A 20,271-nucleotide genomic window follows, 5' to 3' on the forward strand; every position below is an offset into this window, starting at 1 on the left:
CCCCCGTCCGGTCAGCCGGGAACGGCGGAGCGGACGGGGGAGCGTTCGAGCACCGCGGCCGGCCTGCGGGCGGCGGCGGGCTGGTCGAACGCGGGCTCCTCCAGCGGCGGGAGGGCCGGGACGGGCTGTTCGAAGGTGACCGTCGTCCGGTCGTCCCGGGTCTGCCGGCCGCCGGCGGCCGGCTCGGGGACGGGCAGCGAGAACCAGACGACCTTGCCGCCGTCGTGGCGCTCCTGCACGCCCCAGCTGTCGCTGACGGCCGCGATCAGGGCGAGACCGCGGCCGTGGGTGCTGCCGGCGTCCGGGTCCGCGACGCGGGGCAGCCGCGGGTCGTGGTCGCGGACCGAGACGGTGAGCCGGTCCAGTACGAGGTCGATCTCGACCGTGCAGCGTTTGTCCGGTTCTGCATGCTGGTGCACGTTGGTCAGGAGTTCGGTGACACAGAGCGCCGCGGGGTCGATGAGCGGATCGAGATTCCAGTACCGCAGTTGCGCAGATACGATTCTGCGGACCTGGCCGATCCGCGGTGGAAGAGCCTGGAGCTCTACGGTGCAGTGCTTGTTCGGTCGGCTGATCACGGCTGCGACTCCCTGGAAGAAGTAGGGCTAGCCTGATGCAGAAGGGCGTTCTGGCACGCGCTGGGGCCGGGCCGGCGGAGACGGCTGCCGAGCCGGGCGGCGGCTGATGTCCAGAGCGTAGCCACCGGTGAACCCTCAGTGATGCTGGTACGAATCAAGGGTCGACTCCCACGGCCGGGAGCGCAACTTCTGCACCCTCAGCCCCTGGCGTCACCATGGCGTCCGGAGCGGACGGCTTCCAGAAACCGCCGGACGGCGGCCTCCCCGGACGGCTCCCCTGACGCCTCCTCCGGCGCGTCCTCCGATCGGCCCAGGGTGAGCAGGTAGCGCGTGCCGTTCACGGTCGCCCGGGCGCGGTCCCGGCCGGAGAACCACGGCTTGCTCGCGTGGACCGACCCCAGGGGGGCGCTGTCGATCTCCCGGCCGTAGCTGGTGAGCAGCTCCAGCCTGCCGTCCCTGATCTTGACCTGGCCCGCCCGGGTGAGCGAGCGAAGGGATCGCTCGATCCGCACCCCGGTCGCAGTGAACTCCGGCTCCGCCACGCCAACCGCCTCCCCGGCCGATTCGTGTGCTCGTGCGCAGTCTGCCTGTGAGGCGGCTCACGCACCAGTGCCCATTTATGATCGAAAGGTCCGAGTGCTCCGCATGGGCGCGCACGGGCCCGCATGGAACGGGAGGAGCGGCGTGAACGGCACCGTGGACCCGGGGGATACGGACGGGGCGGCCCCCGGCCCGGGCCCGGCCGCCTCCGCAGCAGGCCCCGCCCCCACCCTGGACGTCGACCGCAGCGACCCGGCCTACCGCGCCTGGCTCGCCGAAGCGGTCCGCAAGGTCCAGGCCGACGCGAACCGTTCGGCCGACACCCACCTGCTGCGCTTCCCCCTGCCCGAGGAGTGGGGCATCGACCTCTACCTCAAGGACGAGTCCACCCACCCCACCGGAAGCCTCAAGCACCGCCTCGCCCGCTCGCTCTTCCTGCACGGGCTCTGCAACGGCTGGATCCGCCCCGAAGCCCCCGTCGTCGAGGCCTCAAGCGGCTCCTCGGCGGTCTCCGAAGCCTATTTCGCCGGCCTGATCGGCGTGCCGTTCGTGGCCGTCATGCCCCGCACCACCAGCCGGGAGAAGGCCCGGCTCATCGAGTTCCACGGCGGGCGGTGCCACTTCGTGGACGACCCCCGCACGATGTACGCGGAAGCCGCCCTGCTCGCCGAGCGCTCCGGCGGCCACTACATGGACCAGTTCACCTACGCCGAACGGGCCACCGACTGGCGCGGCAACAACAACATCGCGGAATCGGTCTACAGCCAGCTGAGCCGCGAACGCCACCCCGTGCCCACCTGGATCGTCGCCACCGCGGGCACCGGCGGCACCTCCGCGACCATCGCCCGCTACGTGCGCTACATGCAGCACGACACCCGCATCTGCGTCGCCGACCCCGAGTACTCCTGCTTCTTCGAGGGCTGGAAGAACCACGACCCCGCGGTGACCGGCGAGCGCGGCTCGCGGATCGAGGGCATCGGCCGGCCGCGCATGGAACCCAGCTTCATGTCCGGCGTGATCGACCGGATGATGAAGGTGCCGGACGCCGCGAGCATCGCCGCCGTCCGCGCCCTGGAGCGGGCCATCGGCCGCAGGGCGGGCGGCTCCACCGGCACGGGGCTGTGGAGCGCCCTCAAAATCGTCGCCGAGATGGCCGGCGACGGCTCCAAGGGCAGCGTCGTCACCCTCCTGTGCGACCCGGGAGAGCGCTACCTCGACACGTACTACTCCGACGCCTGGCTCGCCGAACAGGGCCTGGACATCGGGCCGTACGCCGCCGCCATCGACACGTTCCTGGCCACGGGGCACTGGCCGGACTGACACTGCCGGCCCAGCGCACCGCTACTTGCCGCACCCGCCGCCCGGCGCCCCTGCCCGCCGCCCGTGCCGGACGCCGGCTGTCAGCGTGTGCCGCCCCGCATCGCCGCCAGGCGCCGGTCGAGCGTCAGCAACGCGGCGCGGAAGGCGCGCCTGAGCCCCGGCCGCCCCAGCGCCACCAGCAGCCGCACTGCGGCGGGAGCGTCGATTGCCACCGTCCACCGGACCACCGTGCCCGTCCCCGAGGGCAGCAGCTGCCACTCCTCCAGCATCGCCCGCACCCCGGGCACGTTCGTCACATCGATGCGGTACGCGTACCGGTGCGAGGGCTCGGCCGCCATCACCGTCTCCATGAAGCGCGCCCCGCCCAGCAGGTGCACCTCCCGGCCCTCGCCCCCGGCCCGCTGCACGGGCCGCGCCAGCGTCACCGCACGGAACCAGCGCGTCCAGCCCGGGACGTCCAGCGCGAGGGCCCGGAAGACCTCCTCCGGCGCGGCCGCCGTACGGGAGGCCAGAACCACCCGCAGCGGTGCGTTCGCCACGAAGTCCAGCCCCACCGGGCGCAGTCGGTACACCATCGAGAGAACCCCCAAAGGGTCGGCGGCCTGCCGGGTGCCGATACCTTAGCCCCGCACGCCGTCGCATGTGGTGGAGTCACCGGAAGCATCCGCCACCACGAGCTCCGGCAGCCTCTCGGCGATCTCCCGCCGCACCGTCTCCGGCAGCCCCGCATCCGTGACGAGCGCGTCCACCTCGTCCAGCAGGGCGAACGAACTGAGCCCCACCGTTCCCCACTTGGTGTGGTCCGCGAGGACCACCACGCGCCGCGCCGACCGCACGAAGTGCCGGTTGGTCTCCGCCTCCGCCAGGTTCGGCGTCGACAGGCCCGCCTCCGCGGAGATGCCGTGCACCCCGATGAAGAGCACGTCGAAGTGCAGGGAACGGATCGCCGCATCCGCGACGGGCCCCACCAGCGTGTCCGAAGGCGTACGCACCCCGCCCGTCAGCACCACCGTCGCCGCCCCCGGGCGGGCCGACGGGCCCGCGGCCGTCACCGGCCGCTGCGCACTGTGGAAGACGTCGGCCGCCCGCACCGAATTCGTCACCACCGTCAGATCCGGTACGTCCACCAGCCGTTGGGCCAGCGCGAACACCGTCGTCCCGCCCGCCAGGGCTATCGCGCCGCCCGGCGGAGCCATCCGCGCCGCCGCCCGCGCGATGTCCTCCTTGGCGGCCAGCTCCAGCGCCGACTTCGCCTCGAAGCCCGGCTCGTGCGTCGTCGCCTCCGCGACCGGCACCGCACCGCCGTGCACCTTCTCCACCACACCCAGGCGGGCCAGGGCGTCGAGGTCGCGACGGACCGTCATGTCCGAGACATTGAGCCTCCGCGTCAGTTCGTTGACCCGCACCCCACCGCGCCTCCTGACCTCGTCGAGGATCAGCGCACGCCGCTGCTCCGCCAGGAGATTCTGGTTGTCGCTCACCCGGCCCGTCCTTTCCGGTCAGCCACCGGCAGTCGTGCGCGCTCATCCTCCCACGCGAGCCGGCTCCTGCGATCGTCTCCGTTCGGCCGGATCACGATTGGGCCTCGCCCGCCGGCCCCGGCCGATTGTCAGTGCCCACCGGCACCATGCTGGTGGAAGGAGAACCACACCGGGATCGGGGGACGCGGTGGCACCGGAGGAACGAGCGCCCAGGCAAGCGACGGAAGCGCCCAGGCAAGCGGCGAAAACACCCGGGCAGACGCAGGAGGAAGCCTTAACGGCGAAGCCCCCGTCGGCGAACACCACTGGTCTCGCCCTGGAGTTGCTCGTGCACGGCGTCGGCGGCGCCACGCCGCAGGCCATGCTGGGCGATCCGCGCACCGAGCGCGTCACGGGGGACGGCATCGCCGGCATCCACCGCCGCGTCGCCGACCTCGACGCGGAGACCCGCCCCGGCGACCACCGCGGCGAACCGGTCCGGGAGGCCTACGTCTGGTCCAACCTCACCTCCGGCGACGGCTCCCGCGCCCTGTGGCTGATGCTGCTGCCCTTCATGGTCATCAACCTCGCCCACTGGATGCGCCCCACCTGCGAGGACCGCCCCCGCACAGTCCGTGCCTACGGCCTGCTGGTGCGGCTCGTCGCCCTGACCCTCACCGTGCTCCTCACCGCCGCGGCGTGCGAAGTGGCCCTCGACCTGACGGCCTGGCAGTGCGCGGGCACGCATGCGTGCTCCTCGGACAAGGCCTGGCTCGGCTTCATGTCGGCGGACCGGCACGGCTGGTGGAGCCCGCCCGGCCGCAGGCTCGCCCTCGCCGCCGCCGTGCCCACCGCCCTGACCGGCCTGCTCTGGCTCCTCTCCCGCCGCACCTGGAGCGCCTACGAAGCCCAGGTCCCCGGCCGCGCGGGTTCCGACGAGGACACTCCCAAGGCCGGCGGCCGCCCCGCCCTGTGCCTGCCCGGCTTCTGGTACGGGCGGCGTATCGTCGCCCGCCTGCGCGCCGCCCACACGGCCGCCGCCCTGCTCACCATCGCCGCCTTCCTCGCCCAGGCCGCCTCCCGCCACGACCGCGCACCCGGCGGCAGCGCCGTGCTCGACGCCCTGGGGTGGGCCCTCATCGCCGTCCTGGCCGCCGCCACCGTGTTCGTCGTCCACGCCGTCTGCCGCCGGGGCCGCAGCGAAGGCGCCCCCGACGACACCCTCGACCGGTTCACCGTCACGGCCCTGCCCTTCACCGCGCTCGGCCTTCTCCTCCTCGCCGCCGTCTACGCCGCCTGGGACCGGCCCGGCTGGCAGTCCCACGGCATGCTTCCCGGCGACCGCGTCTTCGGGCTGATCGCCCTCGGCCAGGGCGGCCTCGTCCTCCTCCTCGCGCTCGCCGCCCGCCGCCTGCACCGCGCCGCCCCCGCCGAGCGGACGCCCCTGGGAGGGCTCGCGGGCCCCGCCGTCGCCACCCTCGCCTGCGCCCTCGGCGGCGTCATGACCGCAGGCGTCGCCCAGCGCGTCGCCGACTGGCTCGACGGCCCGGCCACCCCCGGCATGGGCGACGGCCCGATCGGCGGACCGCCGGCCCTGCTCACCTGGCAGGCGTCCGTCATCCCGCCGCTCCTCGCGGTCCTGCTCCTGCTGCTCCTCGTCCTCGTGCTGCGCACCCTGCGCCTGCGCGAGCGCCTGTGCCGCACGGTCCCCGACGGATATCCCGGCGAGGGCCACGACCGCGCGCGTACCCGCGCCATCGCAGGCACCGTCGCCCGCGCCGGCCTCACCGACGCCACCCCCTGGGTCCTCGGCACGGTCGCCGTGCTCACGCTCCTCCTCGGCGGCGGCGCGGTCGCCGGAGCCTGGAGCACGCACGACGTGCCGGGGCGGGCCGCCGCCGGCACCGCCCGCATCGTCGAGGACATCGCCCAGATCGCCCAGGCGCTCGGATCCTGGTGCGTCGGCCTCGGCTTCGTCCTGCTGATCGCCTGGGGCCGCCGCGCCTACCGCGACCCCGCCGCCCGCCGCACCGTCGGCATCCTCTGGGACGTCGGCACCTTCTGGCCGCGCGCCGCCCACCCCTTCGCCCCGCCCTGCTACGCGGAGCGCGCCGTCCCGGACCTCACCTGGCGGATGCGGACCTGGACCGAGCGCACCGGCGGCCGGCTCGTCATCTCCGGCCACTCCCAGGGCAGCGTCCTCGCCGCGGCCGCCGTCTGGCAGCTGCCCGCCGCCACCCGCGGCCGGGTCGCGCTGCTCACCTACGGATCGCCCCTGGAGCGGCTCTACGGACGCTGGTTCCCCGCCTACTTCGGGCCCGTGAAGCTTGCCGCGCTGCACGACGACATCCACTGCTGGTGCAATCTGTGGCGGCGCACGGACCCCATCGGAGGCCCCGTCCGCCTGCCCGGCGAGGTCCCCGCCGCCACCGCCGTGGACCGCGGCCCCCTCAAGGACCCCCTCGCCTACGGCCGTACGGCCGAGCACCCGCTGCCCGCGGCCATCCTCGGCCACTCCCACTACCAGTCCGACCCCGAGTTCGCCCGGACCCGCGCGGCCCTGCTGGCCCGCCTCGCCGCCTGGATACCGGCGCCCCGTCAGGGCAGCGCGGGCAGGTCCTCGGCGTAGAGCAGGGTGAGGTCGTCGGTGCTCGGGTCGGTCAGCTGCGCCACCCGGCCCGCGTGCCGCTCGACCATCGCCTCGAACGTCTGCCGGGCCGTACGGCCGTTGCCGAACGCCGGCCCCCTGGGGATGTCCGTGAAGTACTGCAGCAGCGCCTCGGACGCCCCGGTCCCGATCCGGTACTCGTGCTCGTCCGCCTGCTGCTGCACGATGCGCAGCAGCTCCTCCGGCGCGTAGTCGTCGAAGGTGATGGTGCGTGAGAAGCGCGAGGCCACTCCCGGGTTGACCGTCAGGAAGCGGTCCATCTCGTCGGTGTAGCCGGCGACGATCACCACGACCTCGTCCCGGTGGTCCTCCATCAGCTTCACCAGCGTGTCGATGGCCTCCCGGCCGAAGTCCCGCCCCGAGTCCTCGGGGGCGAGCGCGTACGCCTCGTCGATGAACAGCACGCCCCCGCGGGCCCGGTCGAACGCCTCCTGGGTGCGGATGGCCGTCGAGCCGATGTGCTCGCCCACCAGGTCCACGCGGGAGACCTCCACCAGGTGGCCGCGCTCCAGCACCCCGAGCGAGGCGAGGATCTCGCCGTAGAGGCGGGCCACCGTCGTCTTGCCCGTGCCGGGGGAGCCCGTGAAGACCAGGTGCCGGCGCACCGAGGCGGCCTTCAGCCCGGCCAGCTGCCGGCGCCGCCCGACCTCGATCATGTCCGTGAGGGCACGGACCTCCTTCTTGACGCTCTCCAGGCCCACCAGGGCGTCCAGTTCGCGCAGCACCGTCGCCGAGGCCCGCGCGCCCTCCGGGACGGCCGCGGGGCGCACCTCCTCGGCCGAGCGCTGCACGGGCACGGCCACGGGCAGCACCGTCGCCCGCGGTACGGCCGTCACGACCGATCTCCCGCCGCCCGCCGGCCCGGAAGGCACCGCCGCGACCGCCGCGGACTTCACCGCCTCGTCGCTCGTACAGCCCTCGCTGACCGGGCCGGCCTCCGCGAACTCGTACCCGCCGCGCTCGCAGCGCTCCGTGCGGCAGCGCGTGAGGGTCGACCGGCAGCCGTCGATCACGTGGAAGCCGTAGCCGCCGCTGCCCGTCACCCGGCACTCGTGGAACGTGCCCCGGCCTCCGGCCGAGACGTAGAAGCCCGCCTCCACGGGCGAACTCACCGTGCACTGTTCGACGGTGGGGTCGGCCCCCTTGGTGACGATGACGCCGGTCGCCGCGGCGTCGATGGTGCAGCCGGTCATGGAGCCGCCGCTGCCGTGGTCGCGGAACCACCCGCCCGTACCCACTTCGCGGATCCGGCAGCCCGCGAGCCGGGCCGTCGCCCCGTCGCTCACCGACACGGCCGTGTTGCGGACCTGCGACAGGTCGCTGTCGACCACGTCGACGTGCGAGCCGCGGTCCAGGACGAACAGGGCGTCCGGCACGTCGTGAACCCGGCAGGAGCCGAGGGAGACCGTCGCCCCGTCGCTGATCCACACCGCCGGATAGTCGCCCTTGCTGTCGTGGATCTCGCACAGGTCGGCGTCGACGCGCGTGCCCGGGTCCCACACGGACAGGCCGTTGCGCCCGAACCGGCGCACCGCCGAGCGCGTCATCGACAGCACCGAACGGGACCTGAGGTCCACCCCGTTCTCCGGCACGTCGTGGATGTCGCAGTCGACCAGCGAGAGCACGGCGTCGGTGTCCAGCCTCACCCCGTCGCCGGAGGTGCGGTGCACGCGGCAGTCGGTCAGCCGGCCGGTTGCCCGGGAGGCCACCTGCACCCCGGCCCCGCGCACCTCGTACACCTCGCAGCCGACCGCCTCCAGCGAACTGCCCTCGCCCGTGAGCGACAGCCCCTCACCCGAGGCGTGGTGCACCCGGCAGCGCTCCAGGCGCGGATGCGCCCCGCCGTGCACCGCGAAGCCCGCCTGCCCGGCGGCCACCACCTCGCAGTCCTCGAAGACGCCGCCCGAGCCGTCCAGCACGCTGATGCCGACGCCGCCGGCGTTGTCGACGGTGCAGTGGCGCACGGTGGGCCGGGAGCCGCCGCGCACCTCGATGCCCACCGCCGAGCGCGCCACGATCCGCAGACCGGCCAGCTCCGGCGCCCCGTCCTCGACGACGAGGGCGGGGGCCGCGGCGTCGTGCCCCTCGACGTGCAGGTCCTGCAGCGCCGCGGACGCCCGTACGGTCACGGCCACTCCGTCGGCAGGGGCGATGCGCACGCTGCCGCGCGAGCCCTCCGCGCCGCGCAGCGTCACCGCGCGGGTGACGACCAGGTTCTCCCGGTAGGTGCCGGGGGCGACGGACAGCACGTCCCCGTCCACCGCCGCTTCCAGGGCCGAGGCGAGGGAGTCGTACTCGCCCGTGCGCCGCCGCCAACGCGACGTGCCGGTATGCGTCACCTGGACGGAGCCCTCTGCCATGGCGCTGCTGTGCCCCCACCTCGTGCGTGCGTTCACCCGGGGCCGGCCGGTAGCGCGCCGGTCACCGTAGCCACCGTAGCGCGCGCGGGCCCCGGGAGTTGACCGGTCAGCTGCCTGCGTCCGCCCTGCCCCAGGTCTGCCCGGCGCGTTGCCACGCACGGTCCCAGTGGGCGTACCGCCGCTGCATGAGCCGCCATACGACCAGCCGCCGCACCGCCTCCACCAGTCCGCAGGCGCCGGTGGCCGCTCCGGCGCCCGCCAGTCCGGCGTGGATGGCGGCCGTGTCGTAGTCCAACGGGCGGCCCGAGAGCCGTCCCTGGTCGTCCGTCCACAGCGGGAACGGCTGCCCGGGGCGCGTGCGATGGCGCACCGAGACGACGCCGGAGCGCTCCTTGCCGTCCGGGCCGGGCCACCGGGCGACCACCCGATGGTGTCCGTCGCGGTTCGCGGTGGCCTCGCGGTCGGTCTCGGCGGGCCTGCCGTGCAGGGCCCGCACCGTCGTCGCCGTCACCAGGTGCCGGTGCCGGTGCTGTTCGCGGACCGTGTGCCGCAGAGCCTCGTGGGCGAGCGACCCCGCCACCCAGCCGGTGACCGGGCCCGCGAGCAGCATGAGCACCACGGCGGCCAATCCCACGCAGGACTCCAGGACATCGGTCCGGCGACGCAGGGGATTGCGCCGCCATCGCCATGCGAGTGCCGTAGCGCGCACCATGCTCACCCCCTTCCGGGTCCGTAAATACCTCACACACGGCATCGCATGCGGAGGAAGACGGCGGAGAGAGCAAAATCACCCCCTCCGGATGCCGTTCCGGGTCGCGCGTTGACGGGTGGCGGGCGGCAGGTGGCTGGCGGCGGCGGCAGGGAGGGGGGAGGGGGGCGGGCTCAGTCGAGGATCTCGACGGTGTCGCCCACGCGCAGGATCCCGGTGTGCTCCGGGATGAGGTTCTTGCCGAACACGGCCTTGCCGTCGATCCGGTGGTGCCGGGCGAGCGTGCGCAGGGGCTCCTTGCCGCGCCCGGCCGTGCGCTGGTCGGTCGTCGTGACGACGCACCGGCCGCAGGGCTTGACCGCCCGGAAGGTCACCTCGCCGATCCGCACCCGCCGCCAGCCGTCCTCGGCCCACGCCTCGGTACCGCCGATCACCACGTTCGGGCGGAAGCGGTCCATGGGCAGCGGGCCCTCGCCGGGCAGGTCACCGTCGGCGACGAGCGCGTTGAGGGCGTCGAGGGAGGCCAAGGTGGTCACCAGCAGCGGATAGCCGTCGGCGAAGCTCACGGTCTCGCCGGGAACGGAGAACTCCGGGTCGATGCCGCGGCGGACCGCCGGCTCGTCCATGTGGAGGAGCCGGGCCTCGAACCCCAGGAACGCACTGACCCACGCATCGGCGGCGGCTCCCGCGGGAACCGCCTCGATCTTGTCCCGGAACACCTGCACCGTGACCGTGCCGCCCTTATCCACGGGCCCGGGCACGGCGACGTCCAGCGGATCCACCCCGGGTGCGGCGAGCCGGACGCCGCCGCCGGGGAGCGGTTGCGCCGAGGCCAGCGCGAGCCTCGGCTGCTGCCGCTGGGTGATCATCATGCCGTCGGGGCCGGCCAGCATCCACCGGCGGTCCCCGGACAGACCCCACGGCTCCACGGCCGCCTCGCGTACGGCACACCCCGCCAGCGACTTGACGGGGTAGAAATGGACCGCGGTCAGCACAGGCGTGGACATACGGTCATCTTGCCACCCTGATCGGGCGGTTGAACGAATACCTCCGCGCACCGCAGCGGGACCTCCGCGCCTGCCGCCGGACCGCGTCGCCGGACCGCCCCGCAGAATCCGGCAGAGCAGTCACAGCGGTTCGAACGGTCAGTAACCCCCCTGATTCGGGTACTGACGGTTGTACGGATCCTCGTACTGCGCCGCCGCCGGACGGGGTGCGACCGGACGCATCGCGTCATATCCGGCCGGACCGGCCGGCGCCCCTCCGGGCCGCTGCTGCTGGTACTGCTGCGGCTGCTGCTGCGGGGCCGGGTAGCCGCGCGGGGGCTGCTGCTGCGGGATGTACGGCGCGGCCGCCTGCTGCAGCCCCGAAGGCTGCTGCGGGCCGGGCGCGGGATAGCCGTACGGAGCGCCGCCCTGGCCGCCGTAGGACGGCTGCGGGGCCTGGTGGGCCTGGGCCCCGGACGGGCCGGAAGGCAGTGCGGGAAGCGCAGGGAGCGCAGGCAGGTTGCTGCTGCTACCGCCGTCGTACGGGGACGACACGCGGATCGGGGCGATCTGCGGGGTCCCCCGCTCGGCGACGAGGCTGTCGTAAATCGGGGTGTCCGGGAACGACGACGAGGCGTAGTAGCCGCCGCCGTAGGTGCTGCGGGGGGAGGTCATAGCGCATAAGTTAAGCCCACGTCCCTCGCGCGGTCTACGCCAAGGTCGGCACTAACGCTTCCCTGACCTGCAAAGACGCAGGTCAGGGCAGAACCGACAAGATCGGACACATGCCTACGTACGGCCATCCGGGGGTATCACGCCGCGTACCCCCTCCAGTTGACCCGATCCTCCCTTTTCGGCCGGTCGGCTTCCGGCTCTTCCGCGGACCGGATTCCCGCTCCTCGGCCGACCGCGATTCCGCCTCTTGGCCGACCGCGATTCCGCCCCTCAGCCGACCGGGATCCCATCCTCAGCCGGTCTTCTCCTCGCTGCGATCGCCGCCCCACAGCGTGTGGAACGACCCCTCGCGGTCCGTGCGCCGGTAGGTGTGGGCACCGAAGAAATCGCGCTGCCCCTGGGTGAGGGCCGCGGGCAGCCGCTCCGCCCGCAGGGCGTCGTAGTACGCGAGCGCGGCAGAGAAGCCCGGGGTGGGCACGCCGCGGCCGACGGCGGTGGCGACGACCGTGCGCCAGGCGTCCTGCGCCTGCCCGACCTCGTCGGCGAACCCCTTGTCGGCGAGCAGGCTGGGCAGTTGCGGGTCGGCGGCGAACGCGGCGCGGATGCGGTCGAGGAACGCGGCCCGGATGATGCAGCCGCCGCGCCAGATGGCGGCCACCGCACCGAGGTCGATGTCCCAGCCGTACTCGGCGCCCGCCGCGGCGATCATGTTCCAGCCCTGGGCGTACGAGACGACCTTCGACGCGTACAGCGCCTCCTCGACCCGGGCGGCGAACTCCTCCGCGGCCTCCGGCGAGAGGGACTCCCGCCCGGGGCCGGGCAGTTCGCGCGCCGCCCGGCGCAGGTCGCCGTGGCCGGACAGGGAACGGGCGAAGACGGCCTCGGCGATGCCCGAGACGGGGACCCCGAGGTCCAGCGCGGTCTGCACCGTCCAGCGGCCGGTGCCCTTCTGTTCGGCCTCGTCGGCCACCACGTCCACGAACGGACGGCCGGTGGCGGCGTCCGTGTGGGACAGCACCTCGGCGGTGATCTCGATGAGATACGAGTCCAGGCGGCCGGTGTTCCAGGTGCGGAAGGTCTCCGCGATCCGGGCCGGCTCGTAACCCGCGACGTCACGCAGCAGGTCGTACGCCTCGGCGATGAGCTGCATGTCGGCGTACTCGATGCCGTTGTGCACCATCTTGACGAAGTGTCCGGCGCCGTCGGGCCCGATGTGGGTGCAGCAGGGCGTGCCGTCCTTCGCCTTCGCGGCGATGGACTCCAGGAGGGGGCCGAGGGACTTGTAGGACTCTTCCGAGCCGCCGGGCATGATGCTGGGTCCGTGGAGGGCGCCTTCCTCGCCGCCGGAGATGCCGGCGCCGACGAAGTGGATGCCCTTCTCGCGCAGGGCCTTCTCGCGGCGGCGGGTGTCGGCGAAGTGGGCGTTGCCGCCGTCGATGATGACGCCACCGGGCTCCAGAAGGGCGGCGAACTCGTCGATGACGGCGTCCGTCGGGTCGCCCGCCTTGACCATGATGACGATCCGTCGGGGCTTCTGCAGGGCGGCGACGAAGTCCTCAGCGGACCCGGCCGGGACGAAACTCCCCTCGTGACCGTGCTCGGCGACGAGGGCCTCGGTCTTGGCGTAGGTGCGGTTGTGGAGGGCGACGGTGTGCCCGTGCCGGGCGAAGTTCCGGGCGAGGTTGCTGCCCATGACGGCGAGTCCGGTGACGCCGATCTGCGCGGTGGCCTTGGGGGAGGGGGTGCTGGGCATGGCGGGGATCCACTCCTGTCACGTGCGTCAGTCAGGCGGTGCGTAGGGTTCGTACGAGAGGCTTGTGCGGGGCGGCAACGCCGGAGGGCATCAAGATCTTCCCGCCGGGACGCCGGGCATCACCTGGTCATCGTGGCACGGCCATGGGGAGGCGGCCGGGAGTGCGCCGAGGTGACCTCGGGCTTGTCACCTTTTCTTTTCTGACGAGGGGTCCGCACCCGTGGTCCGATTGTGTGACCCGGACAAGCGAGGGCTCCAGGCGTGTGGTCACTGTGCCGGCGCTTCGGGGGCGGAGAGTCCACTGGGGCGTGATCCTGGCGCTGACGGGAGTCCGTGACGTGTCGGCCCGCCCGTCCGGGGGCCGCTGATTCAGACGTACGTACGTCGTGATGGTCTGATACGTCCACGTACACTCCTTCGGCCCATGAGGCCGTGAAGTAAGGGGGGATCCGGCCGTGAACAACGCCGGCATCGTCATCGGGATCGTCGTCGTCGCGCTGGTGGTCCGCAGGCAACTGCGCACCCGGCCCGTGCACGGCAAGGGCGGCGTGGTGCTGCTGGGGGTCCTCGGCGCGCTCGGGGTGGTCGCGCTCGTCTTCGGGGTGGCCTCCGTGGTGAAGGAGCACGCGCTGGGCACCGTCACCGTCGCCCTGCTGGCCGCGAGCTTCTTCGTCGCGGCCGGTTTCGGCGTGGTGCGGGCCCGCACGGTGACGGTGTGGCGGGCGCCCGAAGGGCGGATGCTCCGCAAGGGGGCGCCGGCCACCACGGTCCTGTGGCTCGTCTCCCTCGCGGTGCACATAAGCCTCGACAAGTGGATCGACCACACCACGGGGACCGGTCTGCTCGGGGCCTCGACGATCTACCTGTACCTGGCGGTGACCCTCGTCGTGCAGGACTTCCTGGTGCGGCGCCGGGCCGCGTCCGTGGCCTGAGGGCGCTGCGCGCCGATCCGGAGCGTCAGGAGGTCAGGCTGCCGGGGTCCACGCCGTGCCGTACCGGGTGAAGATCGCGCCTACGTCGGCCGGTTCAGGCAGCACGGCCGTGCCGGCGGCCACCTCCTCCTCGACGAGCGCGACGCGTCGCCGACCGCACAGCGCCGCAGCCTCCCGGTCTGAAGCGGGCAGCCCCTCGCACAGGACAAAAGCGTCGGGGCCCCACCGTCGACCGGAATCCGAGGGCGCGGGCCGACCATAGGTGACGGTTTCTGGCCGCCAGCCCTCAGCAGGGGCGGGTACAGGGGATTGCCGCGGTAGTACTCGTTGCCCAGGAGGGCTATTCAAAAACCCTCAAGGCCAGATGGGCGGCATCAGATCGCTCTCGCTGATGGTGTACGTCAGCGGGGGGTAGATGAAGTCCGTTTCATTGTTCTCGCGGCGCCGTAGGCGGTAAAACTCGTACCTCTGTTCATCGTCGGCCGACATGAGGCGCGCACCCTGCGGGAGGTGAGCATGTCCGTCGCGAAACCGAAGGAGGGTCTTTGACGTTCGAAAGGTTACGCCCAACCATCGGCTGTCCACCGTCCGGCCGGGCGCGTCCAGTACGATTTTGTGCCTGAGTCGCCGGTTCGAGTCGACGGAAAACGTGACGATACTGTTGTGGGTGAGAGGGATCTCGAACTTCTCGTCACCGGACCCCTTTGATTCGAAGATCAGCTTCCTTGGCGGGCTCGATTCGGGATGCTGGTAGCAGGAGAAGACGGCGATAGAGGACCCGTTGGCCAGATCGAGGGCTTGGTCGGAGTGGCTGCCCATGGTCCTGTAGGCGTTCGTGTAGATCTCGATGAGAGCGTTGTTGAAGCCGACTGGAAGCGCCGCACGTTCTTGAATCTGTTGCGCCAGCCGTTCGTGTACCGCCTGGAAACGCTGCGTCGGGCTGCTGTACCGAGTAGTAGTGCGTATGAGAGGCACGCCACCCGCCTCGTCGATCTTGGCAAGGGTAGCGCCTCGCCGGCCTTTTCCTAGGTCTTCGAAACCAGCCGACGCGGACAGTTCCGCAAACAGATTATCCTCGATTGGCAAAGTGCACGAAAGGATCTCATCCGAGATCCTGGACTCGGGGGGCAAGGTAATCTCCCGTGTTCATGCTGAAGAGAAATTCCTCGCCGTAATCAATGAAGGACGAGGTCCTGTTCTCCTCGGCGTACAGCCTGCGCAGCTCGTTCATGCCGGCCGGTGTGGGCGTCCCCAGCTTCACCAAATCCCCGGCCAACTTGAGGAACGTGTGCCCGTTCTTGTGAACGGCTTCGGTGCTCGAACAGCGCACCACGTATCCCAGGCGGGTCGGGAGCAACTCGGCGTCCAACGCTGAGGGTCGGATTTCGTGCGTGTACAGACGGTTGGTGGACAGCGGCATGAAAAACACGGAGCCGGGATAGAGCGTCAGGGGGAACTGCGAGGGGAGCGCGCCCCCGTCGCGTTCTTCGATCGGCTCCTTGAGGCGAAAATGGAGTTTGGTCAGCCCGCTGGCACCCTTCACACCGTAGTCGAAGGCATCTTCGGCCAGAGGCTGCAGCTTGTCGAGCCGGTCATAGAAGGTACAGAAGGCCATGATGCCATTGACAGGCATGTCCTTGGTCTTGTCGGCATGGGCCGAGATCTTGGCCTTGGACTGCTTGCGCTCGGCCGTGGCACGGGTGTTGTGGTAGGTCTGAGCGAGGACGTGATTGAGCGGCGCCTGGTTCCGGAAGACGGTGGCGGCTTCGCGGTTCAGAGCTTCGACGATGCGCGTGTCGGTCAGGCGGAAGCTCTCGGTCGGCCCCGAGAGATTCGTGGAGCACCGGAGTAGGCGGAAATGCAGTTCGTCACCGTTTCGTGCAACGGGCGTCAGGTAAATCCCGCTGCGATGAGCTGTTCCAGGCTTGGTGGATTCCGTCAGGGACTGGAACGCGTGCTCCGCATGGATCCGGCCGAAGTGATCGGCGCCGAGTCCGAAAAAGCGGCGGTAGTACACGCCGACTCCGTGTACACGCATGGGAACTCGGCCGAGGTCGACGAGGACCCAAGGGCTGTCGACGCCCTCGTGGTAGCCGTGTGACAGGTCTCGGATGACGAATACCCGGGCAGCCGCATGTAGTTGGCAGCCGCTGATCCCGGATATGTCCCCACACAGGTAGACGGTCTTCTGCGTGAGGTCGGACGAACCGGAAGCGAGGTCCTCCGGTGTGATCGTGGACCCGAAGAAGTCCCTGATCAAGTTATCGGATTGCAACGTCGAAGGCGCGACCAAGATGTTGCTCGCATCCTCGATACAGGCTTCTGTCGGCCCGGCTGTGTGCATCAAACAGTATCTCCCATTCGCAGATCGTGGTGGACTGCTCAAAACGGCGGACATGGCAACGGCCGCGCTCTTTCATTTGAGTTGCGAAGCGTAACGAAAAAAGGAGACGGACCGTTGAACCTTGATGTTCTCACGGGGTTCGAAAGCGGGGCAACGGGTTCTGCTGTACGGGGGGTGTGCCGAGTTGCTCGGCGAGGTCGTGAGGCCGGGCGGACGGCCCGTGGAGATCGGGCATACCAGTCGGTGATGCTGGTGGTCTGCCTGATGCGCAAGAACCTCACGCAGGAGCCGGCACGACCACACTTCGAGGACGCCTTGAGCCAGGTCGACTTCAAGCAGGTGGTCGAGGCCGTACGGCGGCTCGTCGAGCATTTCCACGGCAGCGTCCGAGGCGGGAGTCCAGGGCCTGGCCGCGAAGATGGCCGCTTGAGCGGGCTGACCGTCGAGAGACTGCAGAACATTCAGGAGGAGGGCATGACAGAACGGCGGCGCGACCGCGAAGAGCCGCCGGCACTTCCCGACGCCGGCGAGTGCGGGGGAATGCCCGGGCATCCGATGTATGGAAACGGGCCGGGGCGGGAAGGTCGCGTTCGTCGTCCATCCCCGGACTCGGTCGGCACCCCGTCGACCGTTTCGCCGGTGATGATCAGCCGACTCGGCGTCTCCTCACCGGTGGCCGGTTGTTGCTCCACCCGCGGGTCCTCCGCACGAAGCTCCCCCATGTCGCCCGGCACCTTCCGATCCTGAAACTGCTGTGGTAGGCCCATCAGCGGCACTGGGGAGCATGGCCTTGACCTTGGCCATGGACGACAGTGAACTGCAACTGGAGTGGTTCAGCCACCTCACTCGACGGCGAGGAGAGTCGCCATGCGAACCGGCATCGTCATGTCAGCAGGGCCGGGTGTGGAACATCTGGCCGCCCGCGCGGAGGAACTCGGTTTCGACAGTTTCTGGGTGTACGACACGCCGATGATCCATGGCGATCCGTTCGTGAGCCTCGCACTCTGCGCCAAGTCCACCCACCGGATCAGGCTCGGCATCGGTGTCACCTCACCGGCACTGCGTTCCGCGCCAGCCGCGGCGGCGGCCGTCAGCAGCCTCAACGCCCTCGCCCCCGGCCGCATCATCTGCGGGGTCGGCACCGGCAACACGGCGCGCCGTACGCTCGGCATGCGGCCTGTGAAGATGGCGGAGCTGGAGTCGTTCACGGCCGCCCTGCAGGATCTCACCGCGGGTCGCGAGTCGGACTACCGCGAGGGGACCCGGTCCAGCAGGGTGCGATTCCTGCACGTCGGGCCGTACGTCAACACCGAGGCTCCCGTGGAGTTCGTCGTGGCCGCGTTCGGCCTGAAGGCTGCCTCGGTCGCCGGCCGGCTCGGCGCGGGGGTGATCTCCTTCGGGATGCACGACCCCGCGGCCTGGTCCGCCCTCGGCCAGGCCCGGCGGGCGGCGGTGCGGGACGCGGGCAGCGCCGAGAAGACCCGTTCGTATCTCATGTCCTCCCTGCACGTCCTCGCCGACGGCGAGGACCGCTACGGAGATCCGGTCAAGAACTCGATGGGGCACATCGCCCTGAGCGCACTGATCCTCGGCGCGGAGAACCCCGCCTTCCGCGCGGCCCTCCCTCCAGAAGAGACCGCGGCTGTCGACCGTCTGCTCCGGTTGCGCGGCACCACCCCCACCGATCCCAAGCTTCACCAGGCGCTCTACCGCAACTACCTGGGTCGGCTGTCCCCCGAGGAACGCGAGCTCATCGTGCCCTCCCTGGTGGACAAATTCGGCCTGGTCGGTACCAGGGACGAGGTCACCGAGCGGATCAACGCGCTGGAGAAGTCGGGGGTCGACGAGCTGGTGATCCAGCCCGTCGTGGACCCGGAGACCGAAATGGCCGAGCTCGCACGGCTGCTGGCCTGACGCTCAGCGAAGGACGGCCGCCGGATTGTCGAGCAGTACCGGGCTCGGCGGAGCAGTAGTGACGACATGCTGAGCCTGTGGTGGGTCAATGAATCCAACACTCCGGATATCGCCAAGGCATTCGAGGGCTGGTTCGGCCGCTGCGACCCGGTGGCCGGTTCCTCAACCGATCCGAAGTATCTGGCCCATGCGTAGACGGCAGGCGGTTTCCTGAAGGAAGCGGCTGCCGTCTTCCAGGCCGTCGGCGGCTACGGCACCCTGGTTCCGTCGCATTACATCGCGCACGACCCGGACCGTGGGTGGGAGGAGTTCGAAGCGACCCGAAGCGTCTGCCTGCCGTGGTCAAGCCCGCCGCCGAACGGGGAAGACGGCCGTGCATACCTGTTGGCTCCGCGGGCGGTCTCCACCGTGCCGCGCTGACGGCCCAGCGCACCCCGCCGCCTATCCCCTTTTCCCCCTTCCCTTCCTGTCTCTGTGCGGAGTTCTCGATGAGTACATCAGCACATACACGATGGCAGCGGTCCGAGCCGCCGGACGATGACGAGCGCGTACTCAAGGAGCTCGGCTATACCCAGCAACTGCACCGGCGTATGGGCGCCTTCGGCAACTTCTCCGCCTCCTTGTCGGTCATCTCCATCATGTCCGGGACACTGCTGCTTTTCGGCTACGGCCTGAACAGCGGTGGGCCCGCAGTGGTGGTGTGGGGGTGGCTCGCCGTGGGGCCGCTGGTGCTGTGCCTGGCCGCGGCGCTGGCCGAGATCACCTCCCGCTACCCCACGAGCGGTGGCCTGTACTACATGGCCCGCCAGCTCGGCGGTGAGCGGTGGAGCTGGTACACCGGCTGGCTCAACCTTCTGGGGCTGCTCGGCGGGATCGCGGCCCAGGACTACGGCATCGCGACCTTCACCGCCGCCTGGGCGAACCTGCAGTTCGGCTTTGTGCCGACACCGGGGTCCCTGCTGGTCCTTTTCGCGGTCATCCTCGCGCTGCACGCGGCCTTGAATCTCTTCGGCAGCCGGCTGATGAACTTCCTGACCTCTCTGAGCGCGTGGTGGCACCTGGCCGGGGCCGTCGTCATCATCGGCGCTCTGACTCTCGTCCCCTCCCACCACCAGCCGGCCGGCTTCGTGTTCTCGGAGTTCACCAACAACACCGGCTGGTCGAGCCCCGTTTACGTGATCCTGCTGGGCATGCTGCTGCCGTGCTTCGCCCTGGCCGGCTACGACACCTCGGCCCACCTGAGCGAGGAGACCAGTGGGGCTTCCGTGGCCGCGGCGCGCGGGATCGTCCGCTCGGTGGCGGTGTCCTGGATCGCCGGCGGCATCCTGCTGGCTGCCTTGCTGTTCGCCATCCAGGACTATGGCGGGACCCTGGGCAGCCAGACCGGGGTGCCGGTGGCGCAGATCTTCCTGGACGCTCTGGGCGTGGCGACCGCGAAGGCGTTACTGCTGGTGATCATCGTCGCGCAGTTCCTGTGCGGCTACACCGTCACCGCCTCCGCCAGCCGCATGATCTACGCCTTCGCCCGGGACGGCGCCCTGCCCGGCTCGGCGCGCTGGCGGAAGGTCACCCGCCGTACGGCCATTCCGGCCAACGCTGTCTGGCTCGCCGTCGGTGTCGCCTTCGTACTGGCCCTGCCGTCCCTGTATTCCGCCACGGCGTTCTCAGCAGTGACCGCGATATCCGTCGTAGGTTTCACCCCGGCCTACGCCATCCCTGTGCTGCTGCGACTGCGCCACTCGGACCGGTTCACCCCCGGGCCTTGGCACCTGGGCCGCTGGAGCCGCCCGATCGGCTGGGTGGCGGTGCTCTGGGCAGCCGGGGTAACAGTGCTGTTCCTCCTGCCGCAGTCCAGCCCCGTCACCGCCGTGAGCTTCAACTACACCCCCGTCGCCTTGCTGGTGGCCCTCGCCATGGCCGCCGTGTGGTGGCGCTTCGGACGCCGTTCCTACGGAGTGCCCCGCTCCAGCACGGCGAACGCCCACGACCAGACCGAAGAAGCTGAAAACATCAGCTGATGACCTCGCATCCG

18 protein-coding genes are annotated in these 20,271 nt (G+C 71.0%); 7 read left to right on the top strand and 11 right to left on the bottom strand.

From position 1 onward, the window contains the following. Positions 1 to 11: 11 nt before the first annotated feature. Both V7793_RS10665 and V7793_RS10670 read right to left on the bottom strand, forming a co-directional pair. Entirely contained in the window at positions 12 to 578 is a 567-nt protein-coding gene (locus V7793_RS10665; protein WP_336004805.1) for an ATP-binding protein, read from the bottom strand. A gap of 197 nt (positions 579 to 775) precedes the next feature. Then, entirely contained in the window at positions 776 to 1,120 is a 345-nt protein-coding gene (locus tag V7793_RS10670) for a hypothetical protein (RefSeq protein WP_336004808.1), read from the bottom strand. Between the two features lie 229 nt (positions 1,121 to 1,349). Here V7793_RS10670 and V7793_RS10675 point away from each other — a divergent pair, with 229 nt between their 5' ends. Then, positions 1,350 to 2,438 carry a PLP-dependent cysteine synthase family protein gene (locus tag V7793_RS10675; protein ID WP_336004876.1) on the top strand — a complete coding sequence of 363 codons (1,089 nt, stop codon included), beginning with the start codon at positions 1,350 to 1,352 and terminating at the stop codon, positions 2,436 to 2,438. 80 nt (positions 2,439 to 2,518) lie between these two features. Here V7793_RS10675 and V7793_RS10680 read toward each other — a convergent pair whose 3' ends face one another. Continuing rightward, positions 2,519 to 3,013 (bottom strand): SRPBCC family protein, encoded by a 495-nt coding sequence (locus V7793_RS10680; RefSeq protein WP_336004811.1) that lies wholly within the window; start codon positions 3,011 to 3,013, stop codon positions 2,519 to 2,521. A gap of 45 nt (positions 3,014 to 3,058) precedes the next feature. Then, positions 3,059 to 3,919, bottom strand: coding sequence for a DeoR/GlpR family DNA-binding transcription regulator (locus V7793_RS10685; RefSeq protein WP_336004813.1), 861 nt, complete (start codon positions 3,917 to 3,919; stop codon positions 3,059 to 3,061). 187 nt (positions 3,920 to 4,106) lie between these two features. Here V7793_RS10685 and V7793_RS10690 point away from each other — a divergent pair, with 187 nt between their 5' ends. Continuing rightward, positions 4,107 to 6,527, top strand: a complete 2,421-nt coding sequence (locus V7793_RS10690; protein ID WP_443057877.1) for a hypothetical protein — start codon at positions 4,107 to 4,109, stop codon at positions 6,525 to 6,527. Here V7793_RS10690 and V7793_RS10695 read toward each other — a convergent pair. From V7793_RS10695 to gndA, 5 genes are all read right to left on the bottom strand, one after another. Beyond that, positions 6,497 to 8,926, bottom strand: a complete 2,430-nt coding sequence (locus V7793_RS10695; protein WP_336004816.1) for a right-handed parallel beta-helix repeat-containing protein — start codon at positions 8,924 to 8,926, stop codon at positions 6,497 to 6,499. The two genes, V7793_RS10690 and V7793_RS10695, sit on opposite strands and share 31 nt — an antisense overlap. Before the next feature lie 106 nt (positions 8,927 to 9,032). Continuing rightward, positions 9,033 to 9,680: an Rv1733c family protein gene (locus tag V7793_RS10700; RefSeq protein WP_443057878.1), complete on the bottom strand. Its 648-nt coding sequence runs from the start codon at positions 9,678 to 9,680 to the stop codon at positions 9,033 to 9,035. A gap of 128 nt (positions 9,681 to 9,808) precedes the next feature. Then, on the bottom strand, positions 9,809 to 10,642 hold the full coding sequence (locus tag V7793_RS10705) for an MOSC domain-containing protein (protein ID WP_336004822.1): 834 nt from the start codon (positions 10,640 to 10,642) through the stop codon (positions 9,809 to 9,811). 138 nt (positions 10,643 to 10,780) lie between these two features. Beyond that, positions 10,781 to 11,296 carry a DUF6643 family protein gene (locus V7793_RS10710; RefSeq protein ID WP_336004826.1) on the bottom strand — a complete coding sequence of 172 codons (516 nt, stop codon included), beginning with the start codon at positions 11,294 to 11,296 and terminating at the stop codon, positions 10,781 to 10,783. A gap of 292 nt (positions 11,297 to 11,588) precedes the next feature. Then, entirely contained in the window at positions 11,589 to 13,049 is a 1,461-nt protein-coding gene (gene gndA, locus V7793_RS10715; RefSeq protein ID WP_336004829.1) for an NADP-dependent phosphogluconate dehydrogenase, read from the bottom strand. 455 nt (positions 13,050 to 13,504) lie between these two features. Between gndA and V7793_RS10720 the strand changes: the two genes are divergently transcribed. After that, positions 13,505 to 13,981 (top strand): hypothetical protein, encoded by a 477-nt coding sequence (locus V7793_RS10720; protein ID WP_336004831.1) that lies wholly within the window; start codon positions 13,505 to 13,507, stop codon positions 13,979 to 13,981. Positions 13,982 to 14,335: 354 nt separating this feature from the next. Here V7793_RS10720 and V7793_RS10725 read toward each other — a convergent pair whose 3' ends face one another. Then, positions 14,336 to 15,112: an alpha-ketoglutarate-dependent dioxygenase AlkB gene (locus V7793_RS10725; protein ID WP_336004834.1), complete on the bottom strand. Its 777-nt coding sequence runs from the start codon at positions 15,110 to 15,112 to the stop codon at positions 14,336 to 14,338. Continuing rightward, positions 15,084 to 16,325, bottom strand: coding sequence for a hypothetical protein (locus V7793_RS10730; protein WP_336004884.1), 1,242 nt, complete (start codon positions 16,323 to 16,325; stop codon positions 15,084 to 15,086). The genes V7793_RS10725 and V7793_RS10730 overlap by 29 nt, the downstream gene beginning before the upstream one ends. A 246-nt stretch (positions 16,326 to 16,571) precedes the next feature. On the opposite strand from V7793_RS10730, the gene V7793_RS10735 reads away from it, so the two are divergent. The 4 genes from V7793_RS10735 (at position 16,572) to V7793_RS10750 (ending at position 20,257) form a co-directional block, all read left to right on the top strand. Next, the gene (locus tag V7793_RS10735) at positions 16,572 to 17,072 is read left to right on the top strand and encodes a hypothetical protein (RefSeq protein ID WP_336004836.1); all 501 of its coding nucleotides are present in this window, start codon (positions 16,572 to 16,574) and stop codon (positions 17,070 to 17,072) included. A gap of 120 nt (positions 17,073 to 17,192) precedes the next feature. Next, positions 17,193 to 18,239 (top strand): LLM class flavin-dependent oxidoreductase, encoded by a 1,047-nt coding sequence (locus V7793_RS10740; RefSeq protein ID WP_336004839.1) that lies wholly within the window; start codon positions 17,193 to 17,195, stop codon positions 18,237 to 18,239. Positions 18,240 to 18,305: 66 nt separating this feature from the next. After that, positions 18,306 to 18,434, top strand: coding sequence for a hypothetical protein (locus V7793_RS10745; RefSeq protein WP_336004841.1), 129 nt, complete (start codon positions 18,306 to 18,308; stop codon positions 18,432 to 18,434). 293 nt (positions 18,435 to 18,727) lie between these two features. Further along, positions 18,728 to 20,257 carry an amino acid permease gene (locus V7793_RS10750; RefSeq protein WP_336004842.1) on the top strand — a complete coding sequence of 510 codons (1,530 nt, stop codon included), beginning with the start codon at positions 18,728 to 18,730 and terminating at the stop codon, positions 20,255 to 20,257. Positions 20,258 to 20,271: the final 14 nt, after the last annotated feature.

Source organism: Streptomyces sp. KLMMK (genome assembly GCF_036961605.1).
In the GTDB taxonomy this organism is placed as follows: domain Bacteria; phylum Actinomycetota; class Actinomycetes; order Streptomycetales; family Streptomycetaceae; genus Streptomyces; species Streptomyces telluris.

Bases quoted from the DNA above. Each gene is read 5' to 3' on its own strand.
- V7793_RS10680 (WP_336004811.1), bottom strand. From the start codon at position 3,013: ATGGTGTACCGACTGCGCCCGGTGGGGCTGGACTTCGTGGCGAACGCA.
- V7793_RS10695 (WP_336004816.1), bottom strand. From the start codon at position 8,926: ATGGCAGAGGGCTCCGTCCAGGTGACGCATACCGGCACGTCGCGTTGG.
- V7793_RS10700 (WP_443057878.1), bottom strand. From the start codon at position 9,680: ATGCCGTGTGTGAGGTATTTACGGACCCGGAAGGGGGTGAGCATGGTG.
- V7793_RS10705 (WP_336004822.1), bottom strand. From the start codon at position 10,642: ATGTCCACGCCTGTGCTGACCGCGGTCCATTTCTACCCCGTCAAGTCG.
- V7793_RS10710 (WP_336004826.1), bottom strand. From the start codon at position 11,296: ATGACCTCCCCCCGCAGCACCTACGGCGGCGGCTACTACGCCTCGTCG.
- gndA (WP_336004829.1), bottom strand. From the start codon at position 13,049: ATGCCCAGCACCCCCTCCCCCAAGGCCACCGCGCAGATCGGCGTCACC.
- V7793_RS10730 (WP_336004884.1), bottom strand. From the start codon at position 16,325: ATGCACACAGCCGGGCCGACAGAAGCCTGTATCGAGGATGCGAGCAAC.
- V7793_RS10735 (WP_336004836.1), top strand. From the start codon at position 16,572: ATGCTGGTGGTCTGCCTGATGCGCAAGAACCTCACGCAGGAGCCGGCA.
- V7793_RS10740 (WP_336004839.1), top strand. From the start codon at position 17,193: ATGCGAACCGGCATCGTCATGTCAGCAGGGCCGGGTGTGGAACATCTG.
- V7793_RS10745 (WP_336004841.1), top strand. From the start codon at position 18,306: ATGCTGAGCCTGTGGTGGGTCAATGAATCCAACACTCCGGATATCGCC.
- V7793_RS10750 (WP_336004842.1), top strand. From the start codon at position 18,728: ATGAGTACATCAGCACATACACGATGGCAGCGGTCCGAGCCGCCGGAC.